This window comes from Leifsonia sp. ALI-44-B (assembly GCF_001984125.1).
Lineage (GTDB): Bacteria > Actinomycetota > Actinomycetes > Actinomycetales > Microbacteriaceae > Okibacterium.
Genome location: NZ_MTQL01000006.1, coordinates 569749 through 594366 on the forward strand (window position 1 = coordinate 569749; position 24618 = coordinate 594366).

At 67.9% G+C, this 24618-nt stretch carries 18 protein-coding genes and 2 tRNA genes; 9 read left to right on the forward strand and 11 right to left on the reverse strand.

Translation table 11 applies throughout. The features are described from left to right. Positions 1-65 precede the first annotated feature (65 nt). The 4 genes from ALI44B_RS03665 (at position 66) to ALI44B_RS03680 (ending at position 4952) form a co-directional block, all read left to right on the forward strand. Positions 66-1424 carry an MFS transporter gene (locus tag ALI44B_RS03665; protein WP_238592039.1) on the forward strand — a complete coding sequence of 453 codons (1359 nt, stop codon included), beginning with the start codon at positions 66-68 and terminating at the stop codon, positions 1422-1424. Between the two features lie 186 nt (positions 1425-1610). Further along, positions 1611-4187 (forward strand): valine--tRNA ligase, encoded by a 2577-nt coding sequence (gene valS / locus ALI44B_RS03670; RefSeq protein ID WP_077053356.1) that lies wholly within the window; start codon positions 1611-1613, stop codon positions 4185-4187. 11 nt (positions 4188-4198) lie between these two features. After that, positions 4199-4675, forward strand: a complete 477-nt coding sequence (locus tag ALI44B_RS03675; protein WP_077053357.1) for a GNAT family N-acetyltransferase — start codon at positions 4199-4201, stop codon at positions 4673-4675. 4 nt (positions 4676-4679) lie between these two features. Then, positions 4680-4952, forward strand: a complete 273-nt coding sequence (locus ALI44B_RS03680; RefSeq protein ID WP_077053358.1) for a hypothetical protein — start codon at positions 4680-4682, stop codon at positions 4950-4952. Positions 4953-5043: 91 nt separating this feature from the next. On the opposite strand, the gene ALI44B_RS03685 is transcribed toward ALI44B_RS03680, so the two are convergent. Beyond that, the gene (locus ALI44B_RS03685; protein WP_077053359.1) at positions 5044-5850 is read right to left on the reverse strand and encodes a methyltransferase domain-containing protein; all 807 of its coding nucleotides are present in this window, start codon (positions 5848-5850) and stop codon (positions 5044-5046) included. 63 nt (positions 5851-5913) lie between these two features. Here ALI44B_RS03685 and ALI44B_RS03690 point away from each other — a divergent pair, with 63 nt between their 5' ends. Continuing rightward, positions 5914-7959 carry a M3 family metallopeptidase gene (locus tag ALI44B_RS03690; RefSeq protein WP_077053360.1) on the forward strand — a complete coding sequence of 682 codons (2046 nt, stop codon included), beginning with the start codon at positions 5914-5916 and terminating at the stop codon, positions 7957-7959. A gap of 85 nt (positions 7960-8044) precedes the next feature. On the opposite strand, the gene clpX is transcribed toward ALI44B_RS03690, so the two are convergent. The 5 genes from clpX to ALI44B_RS03715 all read right to left on the reverse strand — a co-directional run bounded on the left by clpX (position 8045) and on the right by ALI44B_RS03715 (position 12884). Continuing rightward, positions 8045-9325: an ATP-dependent Clp protease ATP-binding subunit ClpX gene (clpX, locus tag ALI44B_RS03695; RefSeq protein ID WP_077053361.1), complete on the reverse strand. Its 1281-nt coding sequence runs from the start codon at positions 9323-9325 to the stop codon at positions 8045-8047. A gap of 317 nt (positions 9326-9642) precedes the next feature. Then, positions 9643-10332, reverse strand: coding sequence for an ATP-dependent Clp protease proteolytic subunit (locus ALI44B_RS03700; protein WP_077053362.1), 690 nt, complete (start codon positions 10330-10332; stop codon positions 9643-9645). Between the two features lie 26 nt (positions 10333-10358). Continuing rightward, entirely contained in the window at positions 10359-10946 is a 588-nt protein-coding gene (locus ALI44B_RS03705; protein ID WP_077053953.1) for an ATP-dependent Clp protease proteolytic subunit, read from the reverse strand. A 264-nt stretch (positions 10947-11210) separates the two neighbouring features. Next, positions 11211-12713 (reverse strand): trigger factor, encoded by a 1503-nt coding sequence (gene tig, locus ALI44B_RS03710; RefSeq protein WP_077053363.1) that lies wholly within the window; start codon positions 12711-12713, stop codon positions 11211-11213. 94 nt (positions 12714-12807) lie between these two features. Beyond that, positions 12808-12884 (reverse strand) — tRNA-Pro (locus ALI44B_RS03715). Between the two features lie 148 nt (positions 12885-13032). Between ALI44B_RS03715 and ALI44B_RS03720 the strand changes: the two genes are divergently transcribed. Further along, positions 13033-13103 (forward strand) — tRNA-Gly (locus ALI44B_RS03720). Between the two features lie 68 nt (positions 13104-13171). Here ALI44B_RS03720 and ALI44B_RS03725 read toward each other — a convergent pair. Then, complete coding sequence (locus ALI44B_RS03725; protein ID WP_077053364.1) at positions 13172-14608, reverse strand: glycosyltransferase family protein; 1437 nt, start codon at positions 14606-14608, stop codon at positions 13172-13174. A 174-nt stretch (positions 14609-14782) separates the two neighbouring features. Continuing rightward, positions 14783-15538 carry an SOS response-associated peptidase gene (locus ALI44B_RS03730; RefSeq protein WP_077053365.1) on the reverse strand — a complete coding sequence of 252 codons (756 nt, stop codon included), beginning with the start codon at positions 15536-15538 and terminating at the stop codon, positions 14783-14785. A 94-nt stretch (positions 15539-15632) separates the two neighbouring features. Here ALI44B_RS03730 and ALI44B_RS03735 point away from each other — a divergent pair, with 94 nt between their 5' ends. Then, the gene (locus ALI44B_RS03735) at positions 15633-15836 is read left to right on the forward strand and encodes a hypothetical protein (protein ID WP_077053366.1); all 204 of its coding nucleotides are present in this window, start codon (positions 15633-15635) and stop codon (positions 15834-15836) included. 138 nt (positions 15837-15974) lie between these two features. Here ALI44B_RS03735 and ALI44B_RS03740 read toward each other — a convergent pair whose 3' ends face one another. Continuing rightward, complete coding sequence (locus ALI44B_RS03740; RefSeq protein WP_353615661.1) at positions 15975-16637, reverse strand: gamma carbonic anhydrase family protein; 663 nt, start codon at positions 16635-16637, stop codon at positions 15975-15977. A 787-nt stretch (positions 16638-17424) separates the two neighbouring features. Between ALI44B_RS03740 and ALI44B_RS03745 the strand changes: the two genes are divergently transcribed. Together ALI44B_RS03745 and ALI44B_RS03750 are read left to right on the forward strand one after the other, a co-directional pair. Then, positions 17425-21477 (forward strand): SCO7613 C-terminal domain-containing membrane protein, encoded by a 4053-nt coding sequence (locus ALI44B_RS03745; RefSeq protein ID WP_143458961.1) that lies wholly within the window; start codon positions 17425-17427, stop codon positions 21475-21477. Between the two features lie 159 nt (positions 21478-21636). Further along, complete coding sequence (locus ALI44B_RS03750) at positions 21637-22128, forward strand: Dps family protein (protein WP_077053368.1); 492 nt, start codon at positions 21637-21639, stop codon at positions 22126-22128. Between the two features lie 242 nt (positions 22129-22370). Here the strand turns inward: ALI44B_RS03750 and ALI44B_RS03755 are convergent, their stop codons facing one another. Beyond that, the gene (locus ALI44B_RS03755) at positions 22371-23954 is read right to left on the reverse strand and encodes an amidohydrolase (protein ID WP_238592041.1); all 1584 of its coding nucleotides are present in this window, start codon (positions 23952-23954) and stop codon (positions 22371-22373) included. Then, positions 23951-24610 (reverse strand): FMN-binding negative transcriptional regulator, encoded by a 660-nt coding sequence (locus ALI44B_RS03760; protein ID WP_077053369.1) that lies wholly within the window; start codon positions 24608-24610, stop codon positions 23951-23953. Before ALI44B_RS03760 ends, ALI44B_RS03755 begins: the two co-directional genes overlap by 4 nt. Between the last annotated feature and the right edge of the window lie 8 nt (positions 24611-24618).

Sequence of the window (24618 nt, forward strand, 5' to 3'; positions counted from 1 at the left end):
ACCCCATCGAATGCTCACCAATCCTGTATATGTATTGAGTACAAATTTTCAAGCTAAGGATGCTCGTGTCGACTACACACTCTTCGCCCACCGCCGTGCGGGCATCGAACCCCCGAACGGCCAGGCGCGTCGCCGTGGCATCCCTTGTGGGGACCGCGCTCGAATCGTACGACTTCTACATCTACGCCTACTTTGCCGCATTCTTCGCGGGACCGCTCTTCTTCGACCCGCTGGGGCCGTTCGGTGCGACGCTGGCAGCATTCCTGACAATCGCTGTGAGCTTCGTGGTGCGGCCCATCGGCGCCATCATCTTCGGGCACCTGGGTGACCGCATCGGCCGACGCAAGACCCTGCTCATCACCATCCTGATCATGGGTGTGGCGACCGGTCTCATCGGCCTGCTGCCGACCTACGCCATGGCCGGCTGGACGGGCGCCGTCATCCTCGTGCTGCTGCGTCTGGCGCAGGGCGTGTCGCTGGGCGGCGAGTGGGGTGGCAGCATCCTGTTGGCTTCCGAGCATTCTTCGCGCAAGAGCCGCGCGTTCTGGGCCGCACTCCCCCAGCTGGGTTCGCCCATCGGCTCGATCCTGTCGGCCGCGTTCTTCCTCGTGCTGACGTCGGCCCTGCCCGACGAAGAGATCGTCGCATGGGCATGGCGCGTCCCGTTCCTCACCGCCATCCCGCTCGTCGCCATCTCGCTCTACCTGCGCTGGTCGATCGACGAGACGCCCGTGTTCGCCAACCTCGTCAAGAACGACAAGCGCGAGCGGATGCCGGTGCTGCGCGTCTTCCGCGAGCAGCCCGCCGCGCTCGCCCTGGCCATCGGCACGGCGCTCCTCGGCATCGGGTCGTACTCGCTCATGAACACCTACACGATCAACTACGGTGTGGCGGTGCTCGGCTTCACCTACGAGAACCTCCTCGTCGCGACGACCATCGGCGGCCTCCTCCAGCTCGTCACGATTCCCCTCTTCGGATGGTGGGCCACGCGCATCGGCTCGGCCCGGGTGGTCGCCTATGGCGCGCTCGGCACGCTGCTGATCGCGTTCCCGATGTACTTCGTGCTGCAGCAGGCCACGTTCGGCATCCTCGTCGGCACCATGATCATCGGCGGAATCCTGCCCACCATGAGTTGGGCGGCGCTCGGCGGCACCATGGCCGACCTGTTCGGCGACCGCCACCGCTACTCGGCACTCTCGATCGCCTACAGCATCGCGGCCGTCGTCTCGGGCTTCGTGCCCGCACTGACCCTGGCGTTCGGTCAGGCCACGGGCCAGGCCTGGTGGCACCCCGGCGTCGTGCTCGCCGTCATGTCGGCCATCACGCTCGTGTCGGCGTGGGCGGTGCGTCGCTCGAGCGTCACGGCTCGGGATGCCGCGGCCGACGATTCCGAGGTCGCGGAGCCCGCGCTGCAGACCTCGTAGCGGTAGCCCTGATCCCGAACGCCCCGTGCGGCTGACGCAGATCGTTCTGCACAGCCGCGCGGGGCGTTCGTTCTGCACAGACATCCCGCGGATGTGCTCGGTGGGGCACGAATCGGTACGCTGGTGGGAGAGAACACACTCAGGCACGTACACACGGTGCCGCCCATAGCGATCAGGAGTCACAGCATGCCCGCGAGCGTTCCCGACAAACCGGCCCTCGAGGGCCTCGAAACCTCCTGGGGCACGCGCTGGGAAGAGTCGGGCGTCTACCGCTTCGATCGAACGGGTGTCACGCACGACGACATCTACTCGATCGACACTCCCCCGCCCACGGCCTCCGGTTCTCTGCACATCGGTCACGTCTTCAGCTACACGCACACCGACGTCGTGGCGCGCTACCAGCGCATGTCGGGCAAGCGCGTCTTCTACCCCATGGGGTGGGATGACAACGGCCTGCCCACCGAGCGCCGCGTGCAGAACTACTACGGCGTGCGCTGCGACCCGTCGCTGCCCTACGACGCCGACTTCGTGCCGCCGTTCGAGGGTGGCGACAACAAATCCACCAAGGCCGCCGACCAGAAGCCCGTGTCGCGCCGCAACTTCATCGAGCTGTGCGAGCGCCTCACGGTCGAGGACGAGAAGCAGTTCGAGGCCGTCTGGCGGGCCCTCGGCCTGTCGGTCGACTGGACCCAGACTTACCGAACCATTGGTAACGAAGCCCTCTTCACCTCGCAGCTCGCGTTCCTGCGCAACGTCGAGCGCGGCGAGGCCTACCAGGCCATGGCCCCGACGCTGTGGGACGTCACTTTCCGCACCGCCGTTGCCCAGGCCGAGCTCGAAGACAAGGAGCAGCCGGGCGCCTACCACCGCCTCGCATTCGAGAAGGCCGACGGCGGTTCGGTCGAGATCGAGACCACGCGTCCCGAACTCCTCGCCGCCTGCGTCGCCCTCGTGGCCCACCCCGACGACGAGCGGTACAAGCACCTCTTCGGCACCACCGTGACGACGCCGGTCTTCGGCGTCGAGGTGCCCATCGTGGCGCACCACCTCGCGCAGCCCGACAAGGGCGCCGGCATCGCCATGATCTGCACGTTCGGCGACCTGACCGACGTCATCTGGTGGCGCGAGCTCGACCTGCCGAACCGCGCGATCATGGGCTTCGACGGCCGCATCATCGCCGAGGCACCCGACGTCATCACGAGCGAGAAGGGCCTCGCCGCCTACGCCCAGCTCGCCGGCAAGACGGTCTTCAGCGCCAAGCAGACCATCGTCGAGCTGCTGCGCGAAGAGGGCAGCCTGATCGGCGACCCGAAGCCCATCGTGCACCCCGTCAAATTCTTCGAAAAGGGCGACAAGCCGCTCGAGATCGTGTCGACCCGCCAGTGGTACATCCGCAACGGAGCCCGCGACGAAGAGCTGCGCGCCAAGCTGCTCGCCTTCGGCCAGGACCTCGACTGGCACCCCGACTTCATGCGCGTGCGCTACGAGAACTGGGTCGGCGGCCTCTCGGGCGACTGGCTCATCTCGCGCCAGCGCTTCTTCGGCGTGCCCATCCCGGTGTGGTACCCGCTCGACGGCGACGGCAACCCCGTCTTCGACCAGCCCATCGTGGCCACGCGCGAGATGCTGCCCGTCGACCCCTCCTCCGAGCCCGCACCCGGCTACGACGCGTCTCAGCGCGGCCAGGCCGGCGGCTTCATCGGCGAGGTCGACGTGATGGACACGTGGGCCACGTCATCCCTCACCCCGCAGCTCGCGGGCGGCTGGGAGCGCGACGAAGAACTCTGGAACCTCGTCTTCCCTTACTCACTGCGCCCCCAGGGCCAGGACATCATCCGCACGTGGCTGTTCAGCACCATGCTGCGCTCGACGCTCGAATACGGCGAGAAGCCGTGGACGAACACCACGCTGTCCGGCTTCATCGTCGACCCCGACCGCAAGAAGATGTCGAAGTCGAAGGGCAACGTCGTCACGCCCGCCGACATCCTCGAGAAGCACGGCTCCGACGCGGTGCGCTACTGGGCCGCCTCCTCGCGTCTCGGCACCGACGCCGCGTTCGATCCGCAGAACCCCACGCAGATCAAGATCGGTCGCCGCCTCGCCATCAAGGTTCTCAACGCCTCGAAGTTCATCCTCGGTTTCGAGGTTCCCGAGGGTGCCCAGATCACCGAGCCGCTCGACGCCAGCATGCTCGCGCAGCTCGAACGCGTCGTGGCGGATGCGTCGGCAGCCCTCGCCGCTTACGACCACGCCCGTGCGCTCGAGATCACCGAGAGCTTCTTCTGGGCGTTCTGCGACGACTACCTCGAGCTCGTGAAGGAACGCGCCTACGACGAGGAGCACGAGGGTCAAGCATCCGCCGCCCTCGCTCTGCGCACGGCGCTCGGTGTGCTGCTGCGACTGTTCGCTCCCGTCATCCCGTTCGCCACCGAAGAGGCCTGGTCGTGGTTCAACGACGGCTCCGTGCACGTGGCCGACTGGCCGACCGTGGCCGAGTTCGACGGGCTGCCCGACGGTGACGCGTCGCTCCTCACGCTGGCGTCCGAAGCACTGACGAGCATCCGCCGCGCCAAGACCGATGCGAAGGCCTCGCAGAAGACGCCCGTGGCGCAGGCCACCATCGCCGGAACCGCCGAGCAGACCGAATCGCTCGCGCGCGCCGCCTCCGACCTCAAGGCCGTCGGACGCATCGACACCCTCACCTTCATCACCGCCGCCGAACTGGCCGTCACGGACATCGTGCTCGCGCCGGCCGACAGCTAAGGAGCACCACCATGTCCGAGAGCACCAGCGTTTCCCCCACCGCAGCCGTCACGATCCGCCCCATGCGCGATCGCGACTTCTTCTCGTGGCTGCCGCTCTTCGTCGAATACGGCGATTTCTACAACTCCCCCGTGACCGACCAGAAGGCCCTGCTCGTGTGGAGCTGGATCTCCGAGGGCAAGCACGACGTGCACGGCCTCGTGGCCGAGAACGCCGACGGCACGCTCGTCGGCTTCGCGCACTACCGCGGATTCGCGCGGCCGCTCGCCGGCGAGGTGGGCGTCTACCTCGACGACCTCTTCGTGCAGCCTGACGCGCGTCGCAGCGGCATCGCCACGCAGCTCATCGAGGCCGTCGGCGAGGCAGCCCGCGCCCGCGGTGCCCGCATCGTGCGCTGGGTCACAGCCGAAGACAACGCCGATGCGCAGAAGCTCTACGACCAGGTCGCGGCCCGCACCACGTGGCTGACCTACGACATGGGGCTCTAAGCTCATGCAGCTCGGCACGCGCTGGACTTTCGGGCAGGACGCCCCGGCCAGCCTGCCCGGCGTCGTCACCGAGGCCGTTCGATCCGTCGAGGCCGAGGTCTCGGCCGGCGGCACCGATGCGGCCGGTTGGCGCTGGACGCTGACCTGGCTCGAAGGCAAACCGGTCGTCGAGCTCGATGACGGCACCACCGTCACCTATCAGCCCGCTTCGGCCCTCGGGCCCGAATCGGCGACCATACGCAGCGCCGACGATGAGGACGACGAGGGCGCTTTCTAGAGGGAACCGAATGCGCGCCGGCATTCGTGCCCGTGCCGGTTTCACTGTCGGTGCCGGTCGCGGTTCCGACGCCAGCGCTAGCGGGGTCCGACTACTTGGTCGCGAGGATCTCGCCGTGGGGCATCGCGAACCAGCCGGTCTTGTCGGCCACCCACGTCTTCCACGCCTCAGAGACCTCTTGCAGGTCCTCGAGCGTGGCGGCACCCGCTTCGATCGACTGCGGCGCGAAGCTCGACTCGAGGGCGCGCACGGCCCAGTTGCCGCCCCACCACTCGCGATCCGCGTCATCCGCGAAGCACCAGATAGATGCTCCCGTCGAGATGTCCTCGAAGCCGGCCTCCATCGCCCAGGCCTTCAAGCTCGACCCGCCGTCGGGGTCGCCGCCGTTGAAGCGTGCGACGGCCTGGTAGACATCCATCCATTTGCGCAGGCCCGGCAGGAGCGGGTGCCACACGGCGCCGCCATAGATGACGTCGCGCGCGGCGACCACGCCGCCGGGCTTCACCACGCGGCGCATCTCGCGCAGGACCGCGACCGGATCGGCCACGTGCTGCAGCACCTGGTGAGCATGCACCACATCGAACGTGTCGTCGGGGAACTCGAGGTGATAGGCATCCCCCACCTGGAATTCGACGTTGGTCAGGCCGTTGTCGTCGGCGAGGGCCTGGGCCTGGTCGCGGACGTCTTCGGCGGCATCGATGCCGACCACGCGACCGCCGGCCACACGACGACCGATGTCGACCGTGATCGTTCCGGGCCCCGACCCCACGTCGAGAACCGACGCGCCCGGCACCAGGTGCGGCACCAGATAGGCGGCCGAGTTGTCGACCGTGCGCCAGCTGTGGGTGCGCAGAACGCTGTCGTGGTGTCCGTGGGTATACCGTTCGATCGTTGCCATACCCCGACACTAACTCCCCCACCCGACGGCCTCGTCGATGTGACGGCGGCGTAGGCTGGCGGGATGGCCGATACGACGAATCCCCTGATCGCACCCAGTCCGCTTCCATACCATCTGCCTCCCTTCGCCGATATCTCCGACGAACATTACGAACCGGCATTCGAGGCGGGCATGCGGGCGCACCTCGAAGAGATCCGTGCTATCACGAGCAACCCCGACGAGCCGACGTTCGAGAACACGATGATTCCTCTCGAACGCGCCGGGCAGATCCTGCACCGCGTCGCGACGGTCTTCTTCAACAAGAGCTCGTCCGACTCCAACGAGGCCACCAACGCGCTCGAAGAAGAGATCGCGCCGCGACTGGCGGCCCACGACGACGCCATCATGCTGGATGCCGCGCTCTACGCCCGCGTGCGCGCCGTCGCCCAGACATCCGACGCTCTCGACGACGAGTCGCGCTACCTGGTTGAGCGCTACCTCGCCGAATTCGAGCACGCGGGCGCCAACCTCGACGACGACGGCAAGGAGCGGCTGCGGGCCTTCAACCAGACGCTGTCGACGTTGACCACACGCTTCGAGAAGAACCTGCTCGCCGACACGAACGACCTGGCGGTTCTCGTCACGGATGTGGAAGAGCTCGATGGCCTGAGCGAGGGCGAGATCGCGTCGCTGGCCGCGGCCGCCCGTGATCGCGGCATCGACGACGCCTACCTCATCACACTCGTCCTGCCCACCGGACATCCCGTGCTGGCATCCCTCACATCGCGCACGCTGCGACACCGCATCATGGAGGCCTCGCGGGCGCGCGGTCGCCGCGGCGGACCGTATGACAACCGCGAACTCGTGCTCGAGATCACTCGCCTGCGCGCCCAACGCGCCCATCTGCTCGGTTTCAACAGCCACGCCGAATACGTCACGTCCGAACAGACCGCCAAGAGCCCCGAGGCCGTTTCGCGCATGCTCGGCCAGCTCGCACCGCCGGCGGCCCGCAACGCGCGCGCCGAACAGGCAGCGCTGCAGCAGATCGTCGACGAGCACGAAGATGAGCCCTTCGCCATCGAAGCCCACGATTGGGCGTTCTACAGCGAGCGGGTTCGCCAGGCCACCTATGACGTCGACACGCAGGCCATGCGGCCCTACTTCGAGGCCGAACGCGTGCTGCGCGACGGCGTGTTCTTCGCGGCCACGAAGCTCTATGGCATCACTTTCACCGAGCGCCACGACCTGATGGCCTACCATCCCGACGCCCGCGTCTTCGAGGTGCACAACGAAGACGGCACCGAGCTGGGCCTCTACATCCTCGACCTCTACACGTGCGACTCGAAGCGCGGCGGCGCCTGGATGAACCCGCTAGTCTCGCAGTCGACGCTTCTCGGCCTGCCGCCCGTCGTGGTCAACAACCTCAACGTGCCGAAACCGCCCGCCGGCTCGCCGACCCTGCTCAGCTTCGACGAGGTCAACACGTTCTTCCACGAGTTCGGCCACGCGCTGCACGGCCTCTTCGCCCACGTCACCTACCCCAAGTTCTCGGGCACCAATGTGTTCCGCGACTTCGTCGAGTTCCCGAGCCAGGTCAACGAGATGTGGATGCTGTGGCCCGAGGTTCTCGAGAACTACGCGGTCCATCACCGCACGGGTGAGCCCCTGCCCGCCGACCTCGTCGCGAAGATCCAGGCGTCTTCAGCTTTCGACGAGGGCCATTCCACCAGCGAGTACCTGGCGGCCGCGCTGCTCGACCAGGCCTGGCACCGCATCACGGCCGACGATGCCGTCGGCGATGTCGAGAGCTTCGAAGCGGATGCCCTCGCCGATGTGGGCCTCGACAACCCCGCCGTGCCCACGCGCTACTCGAGCGCCTACTTCGCCCACACGTTCTCGGGCGGCTACGACGCCGGCTACTACTCCTACATCTGGAGCGAAGTGCTGGATGCCGACACGGTCGACTGGTTCGAGGAAAACGGCGGGCTGACGCGCGAGAACGGCGACCGGTTCCGTCGCCTGCTTCTGGGCGTCGGCGGCAGCACGGACCCGCTCGAGGCGTACCGCGCGTTCCGCGGCCGGGATGCCGTCATCGAACCACTTCTCACCCGCCGCGGTCTCGAGCACTGACCGGGCCAATCACGAGGCGCAGCAAGAAGGCCGGGAGAATATCTCCCGGCCTTCTTCGCGCAGTCCCCACTCGAAGGGTGAGGTCCTACGCAGACTTGTCCTGACGCTGCTTCTGCCGCGGGATGAGCGTCGGCGCCGCGTTCTCGAGCACGGTCTCGCGCGTGACGATGACCTCGGCCACCTCGTCGGTCGAGGGAACCTCGAACATGATGGGCCCGAGAACCTCTTCCATGATGGCTCGCAGTCCGCGCGCACCGGTCTTGCGCAGAACGGCGAGGTCGGCGATCGCTTCGAGGGCGTCGTTATCGAAGTTCAGCTCGACGCCATCCAGCTCGAACATGCGCTGGTACTGCCGCACGAGCGCATTCTTCGGCACCGTCAGAATCTCCATCAGCGCCTCCTGGTCGAGCTGCGTGACCGTGGTGACGACGGGAAGGCGACCGATGAACTCGGGGATGAGCCCGAACTTGTGCAGGTCTTCGGGCAGCACCTCACCGAACAGGTTGACGTCGTCGCCCTTGGAGTGGAGCGGGGCCCCAAAGCCGATGCCCTTCTTGCCGGCCCGCGACGAGATGATCTCTTCGAGCCCGGCGAAGGCGCCCGCCACGATGAACAACACGTTGGTCGTGTCGATCTGGATGAATTCCTGGTGCGGGTGCTTGCGACCACCCTGCGGCGGAACCGACGCGACCGTGCCCTCGAGGATCTTGAGCAGCGCCTGCTGCACACCCTCACCCGAAACATCGCGCGTGATGGACGGGTTCTCGGCCTTGCGGGCGATCTTGTCGACCTCGTCGATGTAGATGATGCCCGTCTCGGCGCGCTTGACGTCGTAGTCGGCGGCCTGGATCAGCTTCAGCAGAATGTTCTCGACGTCTTCGCCAACGTATCCGGCCTCCGTCAGCGCCGTCGCATCGGCGACCGCGAACGGCACGTTGAGCCGCTTGGCCAGCGTCTGCGCGAGGTAGGTCTTGCCGCAACCGGTCGGGCCGATGAGCAGGATGTTGCTCTTGGCGATCTCGACATCGTCGCCCAGCTGGTCGGCGGCCGTGAGCGTGTTGCGGGCGCGCACGCGCTTGTAGTGGTTGTAGACGGCGACCGAGAGGGCACGCTTGGCGGCCATCTGGCCGATTACGTACTCGTCGAGGAAGCCGAAGATCTCTTTGGGCTTGGGCAGCTCGAAGTCACCGGCGGGGGCGTCTTCGCCCGCCTCGGCCATGCGCTCTTCGATGATCTCGTTGCACAGCTCGACGCATTCGTCGCAGATGTACACGCCAGGACCAGCGATCAGCTGCTGAACCTGCTTCTGGCTTTTGCCGCAGAATGAACATTTGAGCAGATCGGCGCTCTCACCTATCCGAGCCATCCCGTCACGCTCCCTTTTCGCAGTTAGATCGTGGTTGTGCGTACTGTCGAGCCTAACCCGATTCGGCGTGTTTGCCCCGAACCCGGCCGGTCGGTCGCGGCGCGTCGGATGCGTTCCGCCGAAGCGGCTTCGCGGCTGTCGTGCGCCGGTCGTGTGTGGTCAAAGTCTGCGCCATGTCCGGCCGCCCGCAAAATCGGTTCGCCCTCAGCGTGTGCCACCGGCAGGGGACGCCGCGCGGCAGAGACAGAGGGCCGGATGCCGCGGCGTGCGCGTCATCCGGCCCTCTCCGTGCTGGGTATCAGCTCGGCTGTTCTGTCTTACTGAGCGATCGCCGCGGGAAGCGACTTGCGGCTCGTGAGCACCTGGTCGATCAGACCGTACTCGAGCGCCTCGCTGGCGCCGAGGATCTTGTCGCGGTCGATGTCTTTGTTGACCTGCTCCTGCGAGCGGTTCGAGTGCTTCGACAGCGTGGCCTCGAGCCAGGTGCGCATGCGCATGATCTCGGCGGCCTGGATCTCGATGTCCGACGCCTGTCCCCGACCGGCCTCGCCGACGGCGGGCTGGTGAATGAGGATGCGGGCGTTGGGCAGCGCGAGGCGCTTGCCGGGGGTGCCGGCGGCGGTGAGCACGGCGGCAGCGGAGGCTGCCTGGCCCAGGACGACCGTCTGGATCTGCGGACGGATGTACTGCATCGTGTCGTAGATCGCCGTCATCGCGGTGAACGAGCCACCGGGCGAGTTGATGTACATGACGATGTCTCGGTCGGGGTCCATGCTCTCGAGCACCAACAGCTGCGCCATGATGTCGTCGGCCGATGCGTCGTCGACCTGGACACCCAGGAAGATGATGCGGTCTTCGAACAGCTTGGCGTAGGGGTCTTGGCGCTTGTAGCCGTAGGCGGTGCGCTCTTCGAAGCTCGGCAGGATGTAACGGCTGCCGGGCATCTGAACGCCGGATGCCTGACCCATCGAGCTCGTGGCGTTTCCACCGAATGTGGGGATGTTCATCTGTTTTCCTTCGTCGAGTTCGTGAGTCAGTTCGTTTCGGTTCCGCCGCCACCGGCGACGTCGGTGGCCGACTCGCGGATGTGGTCGACGAAGCCGTACTCGAGGGCCTCTTGCGCGCTGAACCAACGGTCGCGGTCACCGTCGAGGTTGATCTGCTCGACCGTCTTACCGGTCTGGGCGGCGGTGATCTCGGCGAGGCGGCGCTTCATGTCGAGGATGAGCTGAGCCTGCGTCTGGATATCGCTCGCCGTTCCGCCGAAGCCGCCGTGCGGCTGGTGCAGCAGAACACGCGCGTTGGGCGTGATGTAGCGCTTGCCCTTGGTGCCGGCGGTCAGCAGAAGCTGACCCATCGAGGCGGCCATACCGATTCCGACGGTGACGATGTCGTTCGGCACGAACTGCATCGTGTCGTAGATGGCCATGCCTGCGGTGATCGAACCGCCGGGCGAGTTGATGTAGAGGTAGATGTCTCGGGTGGAGTCTTCAGCCGCCAACAGAAGAAGCTTTGCGGCGATCTCGTTGGCGTTGTCGTCGCGCACCTCTGACCCGAGCCAGATGATGCGGTCTTTCAGCAGTCGGTCAAAAACACTGGGTGACAGTGCTGGTTCGGCCATGTCGCGCTCCATTTCAGTTATCGCTTGGAATCGAATCTATAGGAGCTAACGTCGGCAAACGGGCGTGTTCGCCGTGGGCAGACGTTGCCGTGTCCCTGCCGGGTCTTCTGGCCACGTGCGGCGTGTCGCGCTCCCTTTCGGTGCGTGTCGGATGCCGAGGCACCGCGTCTCGGCTCATGCGAAGTTCCCCGACCGAACGCACGAATGCCCCCGGCGTGAACCGGGGGCATTCGAGGCGCTCAGGCCGTGAGGCCGAACGGGGTGTTACTTAGCGTCTGCGTCATCCGAAGCGGCAGCCTTCTTGGCGGCGGGCTTCTTGGCGGCAGCCTTCTTGGCCGGTGCCTTCTTCGCGGGCTTCTCAGCGGCGGCCTCGTCGGCCGGCGCGGCGTCGCTCTCGGTGGCGTCGGTGCTGGCCTCGTCGGTGCTGGCCTCGTCGGTGCCGGCCTCGTCGGCGGCGGCGTCGGTGCTGACCTCATCGGTGCCGGCATCGTCGGCCTCGGGCACGAAGCCGGTGAGGTCGATGGCCTTGCCGTTGGTGTCTACGACGGTTGCCTTGCCGAGCACGACGGCGATGGCCTTGTTACGGGCTACTTCGCCGACCATGGCGGGGATCTGGCCGTTCTGGTCGAGAACCTGGATGAATTCTCCCGGCTCCATGCCGTACTGCGACGCACCCTGGATGAGGTACTGCGTGAGCTCTTCCTGGCTGACCTGGACCTTCTCGGCCTCGGCGATCGCGTCGAACAGCATCTGCTGACGGAACGTCTCGGTGGAGGAGACGCGAACCTCTTCGCGGTGGGCGTCGTCTTCGAGGCGGCCCTCGCCCTCGAGGTGACGGTGCACCTCGTCTTCGACGAGCTGCTCGGGGACGGGGATCTCGACCGACTCGACGAGCTGCTCGACGAGCTTGGTGCGAGCCTCGGCGCCCTGGCCGAAGGCCTTCTGGCGCTCGACCTGACTCTTGAGGCTCTCGCGCAGCTCGTCGATGGTGTCGAACTCGCTGGCGATCTGAGCGAAGTCGTCGTTCGCCTCGGGCATCTCGCGCTCTTTCACGGCGGTGACGGTGACGGCGATCTCGGCCTGCTCACCCTCGTGCTCGCCGCCCAGGAGCGGGGCGCTGAACGTGGTGCTCTCACCCGCGGTGAGGGAGTCGAGGGCCTCGTCGATGCCCTCGATCAGCTCACCCGAGCCGAGCTCGTAGCTGATGGCGTCGGCACGGTCGACTTCTTCGCCGTTGATGGTGGCGACGAGGTCGATCTGAGCGAAGTCACCGGTCTTGGCGGGACGGTCGACGCTGATGAGCGTGCCGAAGCGCGTGCGCAGGCGGTCGAGCTCTTCCTGCACGTCTTCGTCGGTGATCTCGGCGGGCTCGACCTCGACGGTCAGGCCGGAGTATTCGGGCAGCTCGATCTCGGGGCGGACATCGACCTCGACGTTGACCAGGAGGTCACCGGAGTAGTCCTTGTCGCTCGGCCATTCGATGATGTCGGCCTGCGGGCGGCCGAGCGAGCGGAGGCTGTGCTCTTCGACGGCGGCGCGGTAGAAACCGTCGAGGCCTTCGTTGACGGCGTGCTCGAGGACCGCACCCTTGCCGACGCGCTGGTCGATGATCGCGGGCGGAACCTTGCCCTTGCGGAAGCCAGGAATGTTGACCTGCTCGGCGATGTGACCGTAGGCGTGCGTGATGCTGGGCTTCAAGTCGTCGGGCGTCACCGTGATGGCGAGCTTGACGCGCGTGGGGCTCAGCTGTTCGACCGTGGACTTCACGTGTTCAATCTCCTGTGTTCGAAACTCTTGTACTCGAACCCGTAACGACGCGGCAGTTGTCGCGTGGGGCGTTTCGGGCCGAGGATGACATGTGTGGTCGGGGCGACAGGATTCGAACCTGCGACTTCTCGCTCCCAAAGCGAGCGCTCTACCAAGCTGAGCTACGCCCCGAATGTCACACACTCGGTGAGGCAACCGCCGGGCGCGAACGCAGGCTGATTGACCTCGAAAGTCTAGTCTAGGGGGATGCCGCGGCGGTTGTGGCACTCAGCACGCCCGCGGCTGTAATAGTATGTTCAGGCACCGGTTCGCCGGGCACGGGGATGTAGCTCAATGGTAGAGCCTCAGTCTTCCAAACTGATGGTGCGGGTTCGATTCCCGTCATCCCCTCCGAATACGCTGGCAGCCCGCCGATCACTCCGATCGGCGGGCTGTCGTCGTTCTGTGGACGCCTTTCATCACGACGTCGGCGTAGTGAGCACCTCGCCGATCGTGTGGGCGTAGACGAGCAGCCCCGAGATCGCGAGCACCCACCCGGCGACGCGACCGCGAATCGTGGCAACGACGATGATCGCCGCGAAGATCATGAGCGGCAGACCGTAGCGAGATTGCGTGCCGATCGAGTGATAGAGCACGTAGAACGTCACGGGCAGGAACACGAAGGACAGCAGGATGCCCGCGGTCGCGCTCATTCCACCGACACGGGTCGTGTCGTCCGCCGCCGCGAGCGGCCTGAGCGCGAACAGGAATACGCCACCGAACACGAGCGCCTGCAGGAGATAGCCGATACTCCACAGTTCGGGCGATGGCGGGAAACCGCTGTCGTGGATCGGTTGGAGAAGCGCCCGCACGCCGGAGAAGATCGCGTCGAGGATGCTGCCATCGGTGTACATGATGGTGTTCAATCCGCCGTCGGGCTCGCGTCCAGGGATGCGACCCGCGATGCGCCAGGTGTTCCAAGCCGATTGCGCGAGAAGCGGCAGGAGAGACAGCGCCACGCCGATGGCATACCCTTTCGCGTTCGCGCGGAAGTCGGACCGGAACGTCGACAGTGTCTGAGCGCCGACGGGAAGGAACGTGGCGAACCAGATGCCGGCCGTGGCGAGCGGGATGAAGTTGGATTTGTTGAGGGCCGCGAGAACGGCGATCGCTACCGTGACGATGATGCGACGGCGCCACGAACCCCGCAGAGTTGCCGCCCAGACGAGGCCGGCCGCGAAGAGGGGGGCGAGGCCATCCGGGGTCACTGTCGACCCCTGCAGCAGGGCGAGCGGCGCGACCGATATGGCGAAGACGATGCCGATTGCGGCGCCGCGGTGGGCACCTAGGCGGATCGCAACCGCCAGGAACAGCGCCGAACCGAGGGCGTAGAGGACGGACGAGGCGATGCGCGCGGCCTCGAAGAGGCTCATGCCGGTGACGGCTCGCAACGGAACCGCGACGGCGGCGTCGAGGAGGTAGTAGACCGGCGCATACATGAGGACGTAGTTCACGCCGGCGACGGGGATCTGATCGAGGGTGATGGGCGTGGAGCACGTCGTCTCGGCGCCCCGGCACACGTATTCCTTCACGGTCTCGGGTGACAGCGTGTCGGCGACGGTGGGGAGCCCGCGCTCGTCGAGGATTTTGACGATGTAGTCGAAGTGCACCCCCTCATCGAACTGCGTCAGGGGTGTGTAGGCGCGTCCGAGGATGATGCTGAGCACGAGCACGGCGATACCGACGGCCAGCACGGCGATGAGGTTCGCCCAGCGGGCGCGACGTGTCGCAGGGGGCTTCGTCGTGGCGACCGGGCGCGCCGCAGCGACGGTCTCATCGACCGGCTCGGATTTCGCGGGGCCTCCCTGATCGGGGCCTCGATGTGCTTCTGCGTCGTCCGCGGCGATGTCGCGCATCGTTCCCCTGCTCGGTTCCGGCTCTGGCGGCTATCAGAGCCGAGCATAACGGTCCTCGATGGCGGGACGAGAACTCGCGGGCGCTAGAGCGGATCGGATGACTCAGATCGGATTGACGACTCAGATCGGATTGATGACTCAGATCGGGTTGATGACTCAGAGCGAATTGACGACTCAGAGCGGATTGACGAGGTCGGGCGAGTCGCCCGTGACGGGACCGACGATGTGGAAGTCGAGCGCTTCGGCGACGGGTGTGGCCGCTTCGACCGCGGCGTCGACGAGCCCCTGGTCGCCCACGATGGTCGGATCGAGCCACGTGTCCACGAAGTGCCGGGGCAGGGTGACGGGCGTGCGGTCGTGGATGTCACGCAAGCCCCCGACCGCGTCGCGGGTGAGGATGGTGGCTGTCAGGATCCACTCGTCCGAGCCCGGTGCACGCCACCACGAATACAGGCCCGCGAAGGCGAGCGGCTCGTCGGTGTCGTGGATGTAATATGGCGTCTTCGTCTTGCCGACGGTCTTCCACTCGTAGTAGCCGGATGCCGGGAGGATGGCGCGCTTCGACCGCACCGAATTCTTGAACGACGCCTTCTCGGCGGCCGTCTCTGAGCGCGCGTTGAACGTCGGGAACTTGGTCTTCAGCTCTCGGGACCACGAGGGCACGAGGGACCAACGGCCGGCCACGAGGCGACGGGCGACGGCATCCGGGTCGTCGCGTTCGGTGGCATGCGCGTCGAACGCCGCTGCGGCCGCTGCTTCTGCCGAGGCCGCCCGCTCGTCAGTATGGCGCGGGGACTCGAAGATGACGGGCACCGGGTCGGTGGGGCGGATGTTCCACGCGGGGGCCGTGGCGTAGTCGTCGAGCTCGGACACGTCGAAGTAGGCGCCCAGTTCTTCGCCGGTGAGGGAGTTCGTGAATCGTCCGCACATGCGCTTAGCCTATTGAGTGCCGCCGACACTGCACAGGGCGAGCGGGCGGATGCGACATCCGCGGTCTGCCCCCTGAGCGAGAAACCGAGAGAACGTGCTGAAAGTTCCTGCGACCTTCTGGTCGGGTCTGTGGACGATCGCGGGCGCGCTCATCTTCGTCGGAGCGGTGTTCGCCTTTGCGACGGCGCGATTTGGGCTGGGCGTCGCCCTCGTAGTGGCCACGCTCGTGTGCCTCAGCGGAAGCTGGCGCGCGCAGCACCTCGCGAAGAAACGCGCTCGAGGCCCGCGCCGAGGCTGACGCGGGGCCCAACACGCTCGGTCTGGGGGTTCGACAGCGCGAAGCTCGGGGGCCGTGAGGGCAGCGTCCACATCGCGCATTGACGTCGAGGGGTGCGCAGCGGTCAGCGGCGGGCGTGGAGCTCGGCGTTGCCGACGGTCAGCGGCGGGCGTGGAGCTCGGCGTTGCCGACGTAGCGGGCCGCGTTCTGGCGGATGCCCTCGACCTCCTCGTCCGTGAGGCTGCGTCGCACTTTGCCGGGAACGCCCGCGACGAGTGAGCGCGGCGGGATGTGCGTGCCTTCGAGGACGACAGCCCCGGCCGCGATGAGGGATTCCTCGCCGATGACGGCTCCGCTGAGGACGACCGAGCCCATGCCGACGAGCACCGTGTCGCCGATGGTGCAGCCGTGCACGACGGCGTTGTGGCCGATGGACACGTCGCGACCGATGGTGACGGGCCACGCGGCATCCACGTGCACGGCGACGCCGTCTTGGACGTTGCTGCGCTCACCGACCGTGATCGAGTTGTAGTCACCCCTCAGGACCGCGTTGTACCAAACGCTCGAGCAGTCGGCGAGCGCCACGTGTCCGACGATGCGTGCCCCTTCTGCGACGAAGGCGGTGGCTGCGAGATGCGGTCCGTCGATCCCGGCGAGTGGGACCAGTGCACCGAGGGCTACCTGGGCTCGGGAATCGTTCGCTCCACCCGCTGGCATCGGAGCGTTCCCGGATGGAGTGGTCGCCGCGGCTGTCGGGCCGGCGGCCGTTGCGGCAGCAGAGGCGGCGGCGGATGCGGCGGCGAAGGAGGCGGCGTCGGTCATGCGGCCACGCTACCGGAGGGGCGGCGGGCGGAGGGGGCCGGTTTCTGCCACAGTGGTCCCACGATCGTTTCGAGGGGGAACCTCTGTGAATACCGAACCGTCGATGTGGCCGCCCCGGCGGGATGCGCTGACCGACACCTCGCTGTGCCCGTCCTGCTTCTCCGTGCTGCGTGGCCCCGTGTGTGAACGCTGCGGCTTCGATGCGAGCGTCCCGCGGGGGGTCGAGCTGTTCGAGGCGTCGAAGCGGGTTCGGGATGCCGCGGTCGAGAGGTCTCGACTCATCGGCCTCATGCGCGTGGAACAGCAGACGGCTGCGCAAGGGGCTTCGGCGCCGCGGGGTTCCGCCGACTCGGTGTCGCCGCCGACGATCGCGACCGTCCACGCATCCGATGCTCGGGCCGCGCAACCGCACCCCCACCCGGCTCCCGGGGCTGGGTCCGAGTCATCCGAAGTCTCGTCCATTCCCGCTCGTCCTCCCCTGCCCGGGACAGCCGACGACCTGCGCGCCGCGTCGGCTTCGGCTTCGAAATCTTCTGGCACCAGCACCCCCGTCGGCCCCGTCACGCCCGAAGGGTCCCAGCCTTCCGCTTCGCCCGACTGGGGGTACCCGTCCGCGCCTGAGCCGCAACGCTCCGTGCAGCAGCCCTCCCCCGCGCAGCCCCCCGTCCCGCCCGTCCCTCCGACTCCGTGGTCACAGCAGGGCCCTCAGCAGCGCCCCTCGGCACCGGGCCATCAGCCATACACCACGACACCGGGCCGGCAGCCATACGCCTCGGCGAGCGCCGGTATGCCACCGTTCGGGCCCGGGCAGCCCACCCCTCCCGCGCGGCCCCGTCGCTCGGGCGTGCAGATTCTGCTGCTCATCGCGGGTGTCACGCTCGTGGGAGTCGCCGCTCTCTTCTTCGCGGTCATCGCCTACGTGCTGACGTCGCCCGAGATTCGCGTCGTCCTGCTCCTCCTGGCGGCGGCTGCGGTCGCGGCTCTCGGTATCGCGCTCCGCCGACGGCTGCCGGGCACGGCCGAGGCTCTCGTGACTCTCGGCATCGTCTTCGTCCTCGTCGACGGCCTCTTGATCCGATCCCAAGGCCTCTTCGGTTCCTCGGATGTCGAGGGCTCGACGTTCACGGGCATCTACGGGCTCGTGGCATCCGCCGTCTTCCTCGGGCTCGCACGGCTCACTCGCATGCGCGCGCCCTCTGTCGCCGCGGCCATCCTGATCCCGTTCGGCGGGTTCTTCCTCCTCGGAGGCCTGGTCGACGCGTTCTCATCAACGGCCTCGTGGTGGGCTGCCGGTGTGGGCGGGGGCGCGATGAGCGTTGCGGCCGCGGTCCTGTGGCCGCGTGCCGTCGGCCCCTTCCGCGCGGACGCCCTCTGGCTGCGGGCCGCCGGCCTCACCCTCGCGTCGCTCGCCACGCTCACCGCAGTGTTCGCCTTCCCCGAGCTGCGCTGGGCAACTCTCCTCACGTTCGGGGTCGTTGCGGCACTCTGGGTCACCCTGGCGGCGCTTCCTCCTGCCCCTACCCCGCGACCCGGCGCCCAGAGCCCGGATGCTCGGACACCTGCTTACGCGACGGCTTACCCGCCGGCCCAGCACGACGCTCCCCCATACTCCGTTGCCAACGCACAGGGACAGGGACAGTATTCGACACCCCGTACCGAAGCCGGGAAGGCCCCCAATGCGGCGCCGCGCCACCCTGCATCCCAGACATTCGCCGCAGTGGGCGCGGGCCTCTCGGTCGTCGCGGCCCTGTCGACGCCGATCTACCGGGTCGATGCCGACTGGTGGACGATCGTCCTCCTGACGCTGACGGCGGGCGTGGCGTTCATCGCGCTCGCGGGGATTGCTCGCGCCCTGACCCGCACGGGTTGGCGCCATCGTTCCCGTGCCGCGGTGTGGGCCGGCGGTGTCGCCTTCGCCGGCGCCAGCTTCCCGCCTCTCGTCATCGGCAGCCTTTTGCCGTTCGGCTATGTCGCCATCGTGGGGCTGTCCCCCGCGTTCTCGGTGTCCGGGGCCGAAGGCTTCCTCAGGGAGTCGCTCTTCGGCATAGGCGAGTACTACTGGCGGTTCGAGCCCGGGCTGGCGCTCCTCGTGGCTGCGGCCGCACTCGCCATCGGCCTGGCCCTCCTCGGTCGACTGGGCCGCGAGGCCTGGGCCCCGGCCGTTCTCGCGAGCATGGCCCTTCTCACCGGAGCGACCCTTCTGCCCGGTACGACGGGTGCCGCCGCGGGACTCGCCGTGGTCGCCGTGATCTTCACCGCGCTGTGTGCGCCCATCCTGCGTCGCCCCCGCGGTGTCACGGCCGTCTTCGTGATCTTCGCGGTCATCACGCTCGGGCCCCTGGCGGTGGCCGGTCGACAGTCGGAGCCCCTGTGGCCGGTCGCGGCCCTCCTCGCGATCGCCGTGCCGCTCGCCCTCCGGATCTTCCTACGTTCTGCCGGTCGCCGCACCCTCGGCAGCGCAGGCACCGTCGGCACTGTCGGCACTGTCGGCACCGCAGGCACCGCAGGCACCGCAGGCACCGCAGGCACCGCAGGCACCGCAGGCACCGCAGGTACCGTGGGCTCCGTGGGCTCCGTGGGGATCTTGGGCTCCGTGGGGATCTTGGGCTCCGTGGGGATCGTCGCTCCGGCAACACCCCGTGGTGCAGGCTCAGGCTCCGGCTGGGATGCCGCGCGTATTGCCTTGCTCGGCCTCGCCGTCTTCGGCGTCATCGGCGCCTTCTTCACGGCGCCCGAGTGGCTGGGGATCGACGGCGACGCCGTGCCCACCCCGGCTTTCTGGGCAACCCTGGCGTCCCTCGCGATTCTCTGCGTTGCAGCTGCCGTGTCTCGCCGCCCTCTGCCGCGCGACGGCGAGTCGTCTGCTGCGTCTCAAGCATCCTCCGATGCAACCCTCCCTGCGGTCTCCGGCGAGACATCCACTGGCGCCGTCCCTCGCGGCCGGGGGCTGTTGGCCGCACCCGATCGGATGGTCGTCACCTCCGTCTCCGGCATCCTCGCGGCCATTCTCGGCTTCATCGTCTTCGCCAGCTGGGTGACCTCCGGCGGCAGTCTCGGCGGCTTCAGCGTGACCGAGAGCTACGGGCGGGACGACGCCGCCTCGGCTCCCCTCATAGCCGTTCTCGTGCTGGCTGCCGTCGCCGCCGTGTTGTGGCAGGTGCTGCCCGCGGTCGCCGATACGGCAGAGCGCCTCGTCTTCGCGGCCGTTGGGCCGCTGGTCATCGCCGGCGCCGTGACCGTAATCGTGCTCGACGCCCGGGGTGAGGTGGCACCCGCCCTCGCCCTGACGACAGTGGTGCTCGCGGCATCCGCTCTCGTGCTGTTTGCGAGGCGTTCCGCGCTCGGTCGGCGCGCCCGCGTCGTCTGGGATGCTTCGACGACGCTCGTCGGCTTCCTCAGCCTCTTCGCCGCGATAGGCGCCCCCGCCGACCTCCGCTGGTTGAGCCTGCTCGTGCTCGCCGTCGCCACACTGGTGCTGGCCTCGGGCGAGGGTGAGATTTTGCAGGGCGATCGCGCGCGCCACCACATCGCGTGGGCCGCCATCCCCCTCGGCCTCGCCGCGCTCTGGACGCTGCTCGCCGACGGGGGCGTCACCACCGTCGAGGCTTACACGGCGCCCGTTGCGGGCCTGCTCGCCGCTCTAGCCGCGCTCTTCGTGTGGCGTCGCCCCGTGCCGGCCGGGCGCGCGGATGGCCGCACCGTCTTGGCCGCCGCAGCGCTCGCCGTCCTCGTGTTTCCGAGCGTCGTCATGTCGGGATCCGACGTCTCAGGGCCGAACCTCCTCCGACCCGCGGCGTTGCTCCTCGGCGGACTGGCGGTCGGGGCTCTCGCTGCGGCGTGGCCCACCGCGATCAGGGGACTGCCCCTGCGTCGCATCCTCGTCGCCACCTCGCTCGTCGCGATCGCCGGGACAGGCCTCGTCAGGGGTCTCGGCGAATTGCTTCGCGGGGGAAGCTACGGCATGCCCAATATGCCGTCAGGCGTGGGTAACGGCGATGACGGTGCGCCGCCGTGGGTATTGGTGCTGCTGGGGCGCGAACCGTGGCCCGCCGTCGGTCCGCTGATCGAACCGTGGACGGGCCTCGCAGCCGCGGCTCTCGTCGTGCTCGCCATCGTGTGGATGCGGGAACGGGACGACAGGATGCCGCGGGCCGCCGACCTCGCGATCGTGCTCGCCGTGATCGTCTTCGCGCTCCCGGCCCTCATGATCGCCCTGCGCCAAGACCTGCCGACCCTCGCGCCGTTCATCGCGGTCGTCGTGCTGTCGATCGTGTCGATCATCGCCGCGGCTCATGACGCTCCGCCCCTCGGACGCCTCGTGCGCTGGACGGCCATGGGCGCGGCCCTCGTCATCACGGCCGCGGTTTTCGTCTCCGTCGCCCGTCTGACGAGCGGTGCACCATATGACGCCGACATTTTCACCGTCATCGTCGGATCGGCTCTCGTCGTGGGCGGGCTCATCGATCTGGGCCGTCGCCCGGCTCTGCGCAGCTGGCCCGCGCTCGGCCCGGGACTCATCGTCGCCCTCGTGCCGTCTCTCCTCGCCGACTACGGCCAGACCACTATCGCGCGCGTCGTGCTGCTCGGCATCGCCGCTATCGCCGTGCTGCTCTTCGGGGTGCTGCGCAAACTTCAGGCGCCCGTCGTCATCGGCGCCGTCGTGCTGCTGCTGCACGCGCTCGCCCAGCTGTGGCCATGGATCTCGGACCTGTACTCCGTCATCCCGTGGTGGCTGTGGGTGGGGGTGGGCGGCATCCTGCTGATCGTTGTGGCCGCGACCTACGAGAAACGTATCCGGGATGCGCGGGCGGTGGCTCGCAGCATCCGGTCACTGCGGTAAGTCATGAGCCATGAGCCCCGCCAAGTGAGGATAGCCTCAGCTCAAAACGCCCGCCGACCAGCGAATTAGCCGAGCCTAAACTTGCTTGCGGAATGTCTGAGCGTGAGTAGCGTTGGGGTCAACGTAGAGATCGAAGAGATCGAGAGAAGGGCACACACCATGACAAATGTCACCACCACCCACATCCCCCAGGCCGTCACCACCCCCGACGTCGCCGCGGGAGTCGCCCAGTTCCTCAGCCCCGTGGTCGTCGACCTCACGGCCCTCGTCGTCAACGGCAAGCAGGCGCACTGGCACGTGCGCGGCGCCAACTTCATCGGCGTGCACGAGCTGCTCGACACGGTCGTCGCCCACGCGCAGGAATGGGCCGACCTGGCCGCCGAGCGCATCGTCGCCCTGGGCCTGCCCGTCGACGCGCGCCTCGAGACCGTGGCCGCAAAGAGCACCGCCGGTTCGCTGACCCCCGGGTTCCAGCAGTCGCAGGTCACGATCGCCGAGATCATCACCCACATCGACGCCGCCCTCGTCAACGTGAAGACCGCCATCGACGAGCTCGACGCCATCGACTTCACCAGCCAAGACGTCGCCATCGAGATCGCGCGCGGCCTGGAGAAGGACCGTTGGTTCCTCTTCGCGCACATCGCCGCGTAGTCGCTGCCTGAGCGGCGGGTTTTCCGTCGCCAGAACTGAGCCGGGGTCACCATTGTGGTGGCCCCGGCTTTTTTGCGCCCGACGGCGGTCAGGCCCGTCATTTCGGCGCCCGCCGTCATTTCGGCGCCCGCTTGCAGAGCCGTGCGGTGCGGTGAAATACAATGCAGCGCCCAGAAGAATGTGTGAGCCTACGGACATAACGACAGGGCCGCGTCACACGTCGTGGTGAAAGCGCGCCGTGGTTAGAGCGCGTCGTGCGTGAAGCGGCCGTTGACGACGGTGGCGTCCACTCGGATGCGTCGCAACGCGTCGGCGTCGAGCGATCGCGGGTCCTCACCCAGAATCGCGAGATCGGCCGGTTGCCCCTCGGCGACTCGGGTGCGGGTAGACGCCCGAAGCGCCTCCTCGAGGGTGATCGCCTGCTCGGGGTGCCACGGTTCCCGTCCGGCGCGCGACCGATGCACGGCGGCCGACACGGCGACCCACGGGTCGAGCGGCGCAACCGGCGCGTCAGAGCCCAGGGCGATCGTCGCGCCGGCATCCAGCAGGTCGCGCAGCGGGAAGGTGCGCTCGGTGTGCCCGGCCCAGTGGTGCTCCGCGACATCCCGGTCGTCCATGGCGTGCTCGGGCTGCACGCTCGCGACCACGCCCAGCTCGGCGAAGCGGCGGATGTCGGACTGCTGCAACAGCTGTGCATGCTCGATCGAACCCGAGGCGCCGGTGTGTTCGAAGGCATCCAACGCCAGCGCGTTCGCCTGATCGCCGATGGCGTGCACGGCCGAGCGGATGCCCGCGCGGTGCGCCTTCGTCATGAGCGGTTCGAGCTGCTCGGGCGGAATCGTCAGAGCGCCGTGGTCACCCTCCCCCTCCATGGGTTCGGGGTAGGGCGCGAAACAGTAGGCGGTGCGGGTGTTGAGCGAACCATCCGTGATCACCTTGTACGGGCCCATGCGCAGCAGGCCGTGCGTCTGCGGGATTGTCTGGCCCGATTGCAGGCCGTCGGCGATGGCTCGGTCGAGGAACTGCGTGTACACCCCAAACTCCACGCGCAGCTGCGTGTTGCCGCCCGCGATGCGGCGCTGCCAGACATCCACGTTCCAGGCCATCTCCATGTCGACGATGCCGACGACACCACGCGCGGAGGCGGCTCGAGCGGCGTCGTGCGCCCACGCATCCGCCACCTCGTCTGGCACGTCGTCGAGGCGTCGCAGCACCGTGAAGGCGTCCTCCTCGCGCAGAAGACCCGTTTCGTGGTCGGCGAGGCCGTGCTCGACGAGGGCCAGACGGTTGAGCCACGCCGCGTGCAGGTCACCCGAGATCAGGATGACGGGGCGCCCGGGCGCGGCGGCGTCGAGCAGAGCGGCATCCGGCTCGTCGTCCCACAGGGCGTCGCGAAAACCGTAGCCGATGAGGGGCGCGTGGCCGAGGGACGTCTCGGCGGCCGTTGCGGCGCGCTCGGCGACCAGGCGCGCGGCATCGGCGGCGGATGCGGCGACTCCGACATCGAGGCGGCTCGCCGTGTGCGCCCACTGGGTGAAGTGCACGTGGGCGTCCCAGAGGCCGGGCACGATGAAGCGCCCCTGAAGGTCGCGGCGTTCGGCGTGGTCGGACTCAGGGATGGTCGAGGCGGCGCCGGCTGGGAGCACCGCGGCGATCACACCGTCGCGGAGAACGATATCGCTCAGCGGGAGGTCCCGCAGCGGAACATCCGAGCTCGCCGGCTCTGTGTCCTCCCGCGCGTTCTCGCCCAGCGGCAGGACGCGTGCGTTCGCGAGGACCGTCATGACGCCCGACCCGGGGTTCGCCGCACTCAACCTCAGCTTCATGCGTGCGGCACTTCGAGATCCTGGGGCGCCTGGCGCACCTCGCGCACGCGGCGCATCTCGGCGGCCAACTCGGAGTTCGGGTATTCGCTGCCGTTCTCGAGCTCGAAGATGATGGTCTCAATCGTGTCGTCGGGACGGTTCTGGCTCAGCTTGCGCTTGCCCGTGACGCGCGTCGGGGTCAAGCGGAAACCGACCGTGCCCGCCGAGATGCGCTCGGCGTAGGCCGCGTTCTCGGGGGTGCCCTCCATGAGTCGGGGCTCCGGCATCCGCTTCTCGAAGTGTTCGACCAGGGCGCCCAGCACCCGGTAGTTCTCGTCATCCGAGAGAATCTCGGGCACGCCGCTCAGGTGGGCGACGACGTAGTTCCAGGTGGGCACGGCCGGTTTGGCGTCGTACCATCCGGGCGAAATGTAGCCGTGGGGGCCTTGCACGATCACGAGCAACTCGCCCTGACCCAACTCGAGGATCGCCTCGTCGGGCCGGCCGACGTGCCCCAGAATCGTGAGGTCGTCTCGGTCGGGGTCGAGCACGACCGCATAGTGCGACGCCACAAGACCGTTCGCCGCGTTCGCCACCAGGGTCACCCACGGGTTCTCGGCGATGAGACGGCGGATGTCGGCCACATCGCCCAGCACGAAACTCGGGTTCTGACGCATCCGGTCCT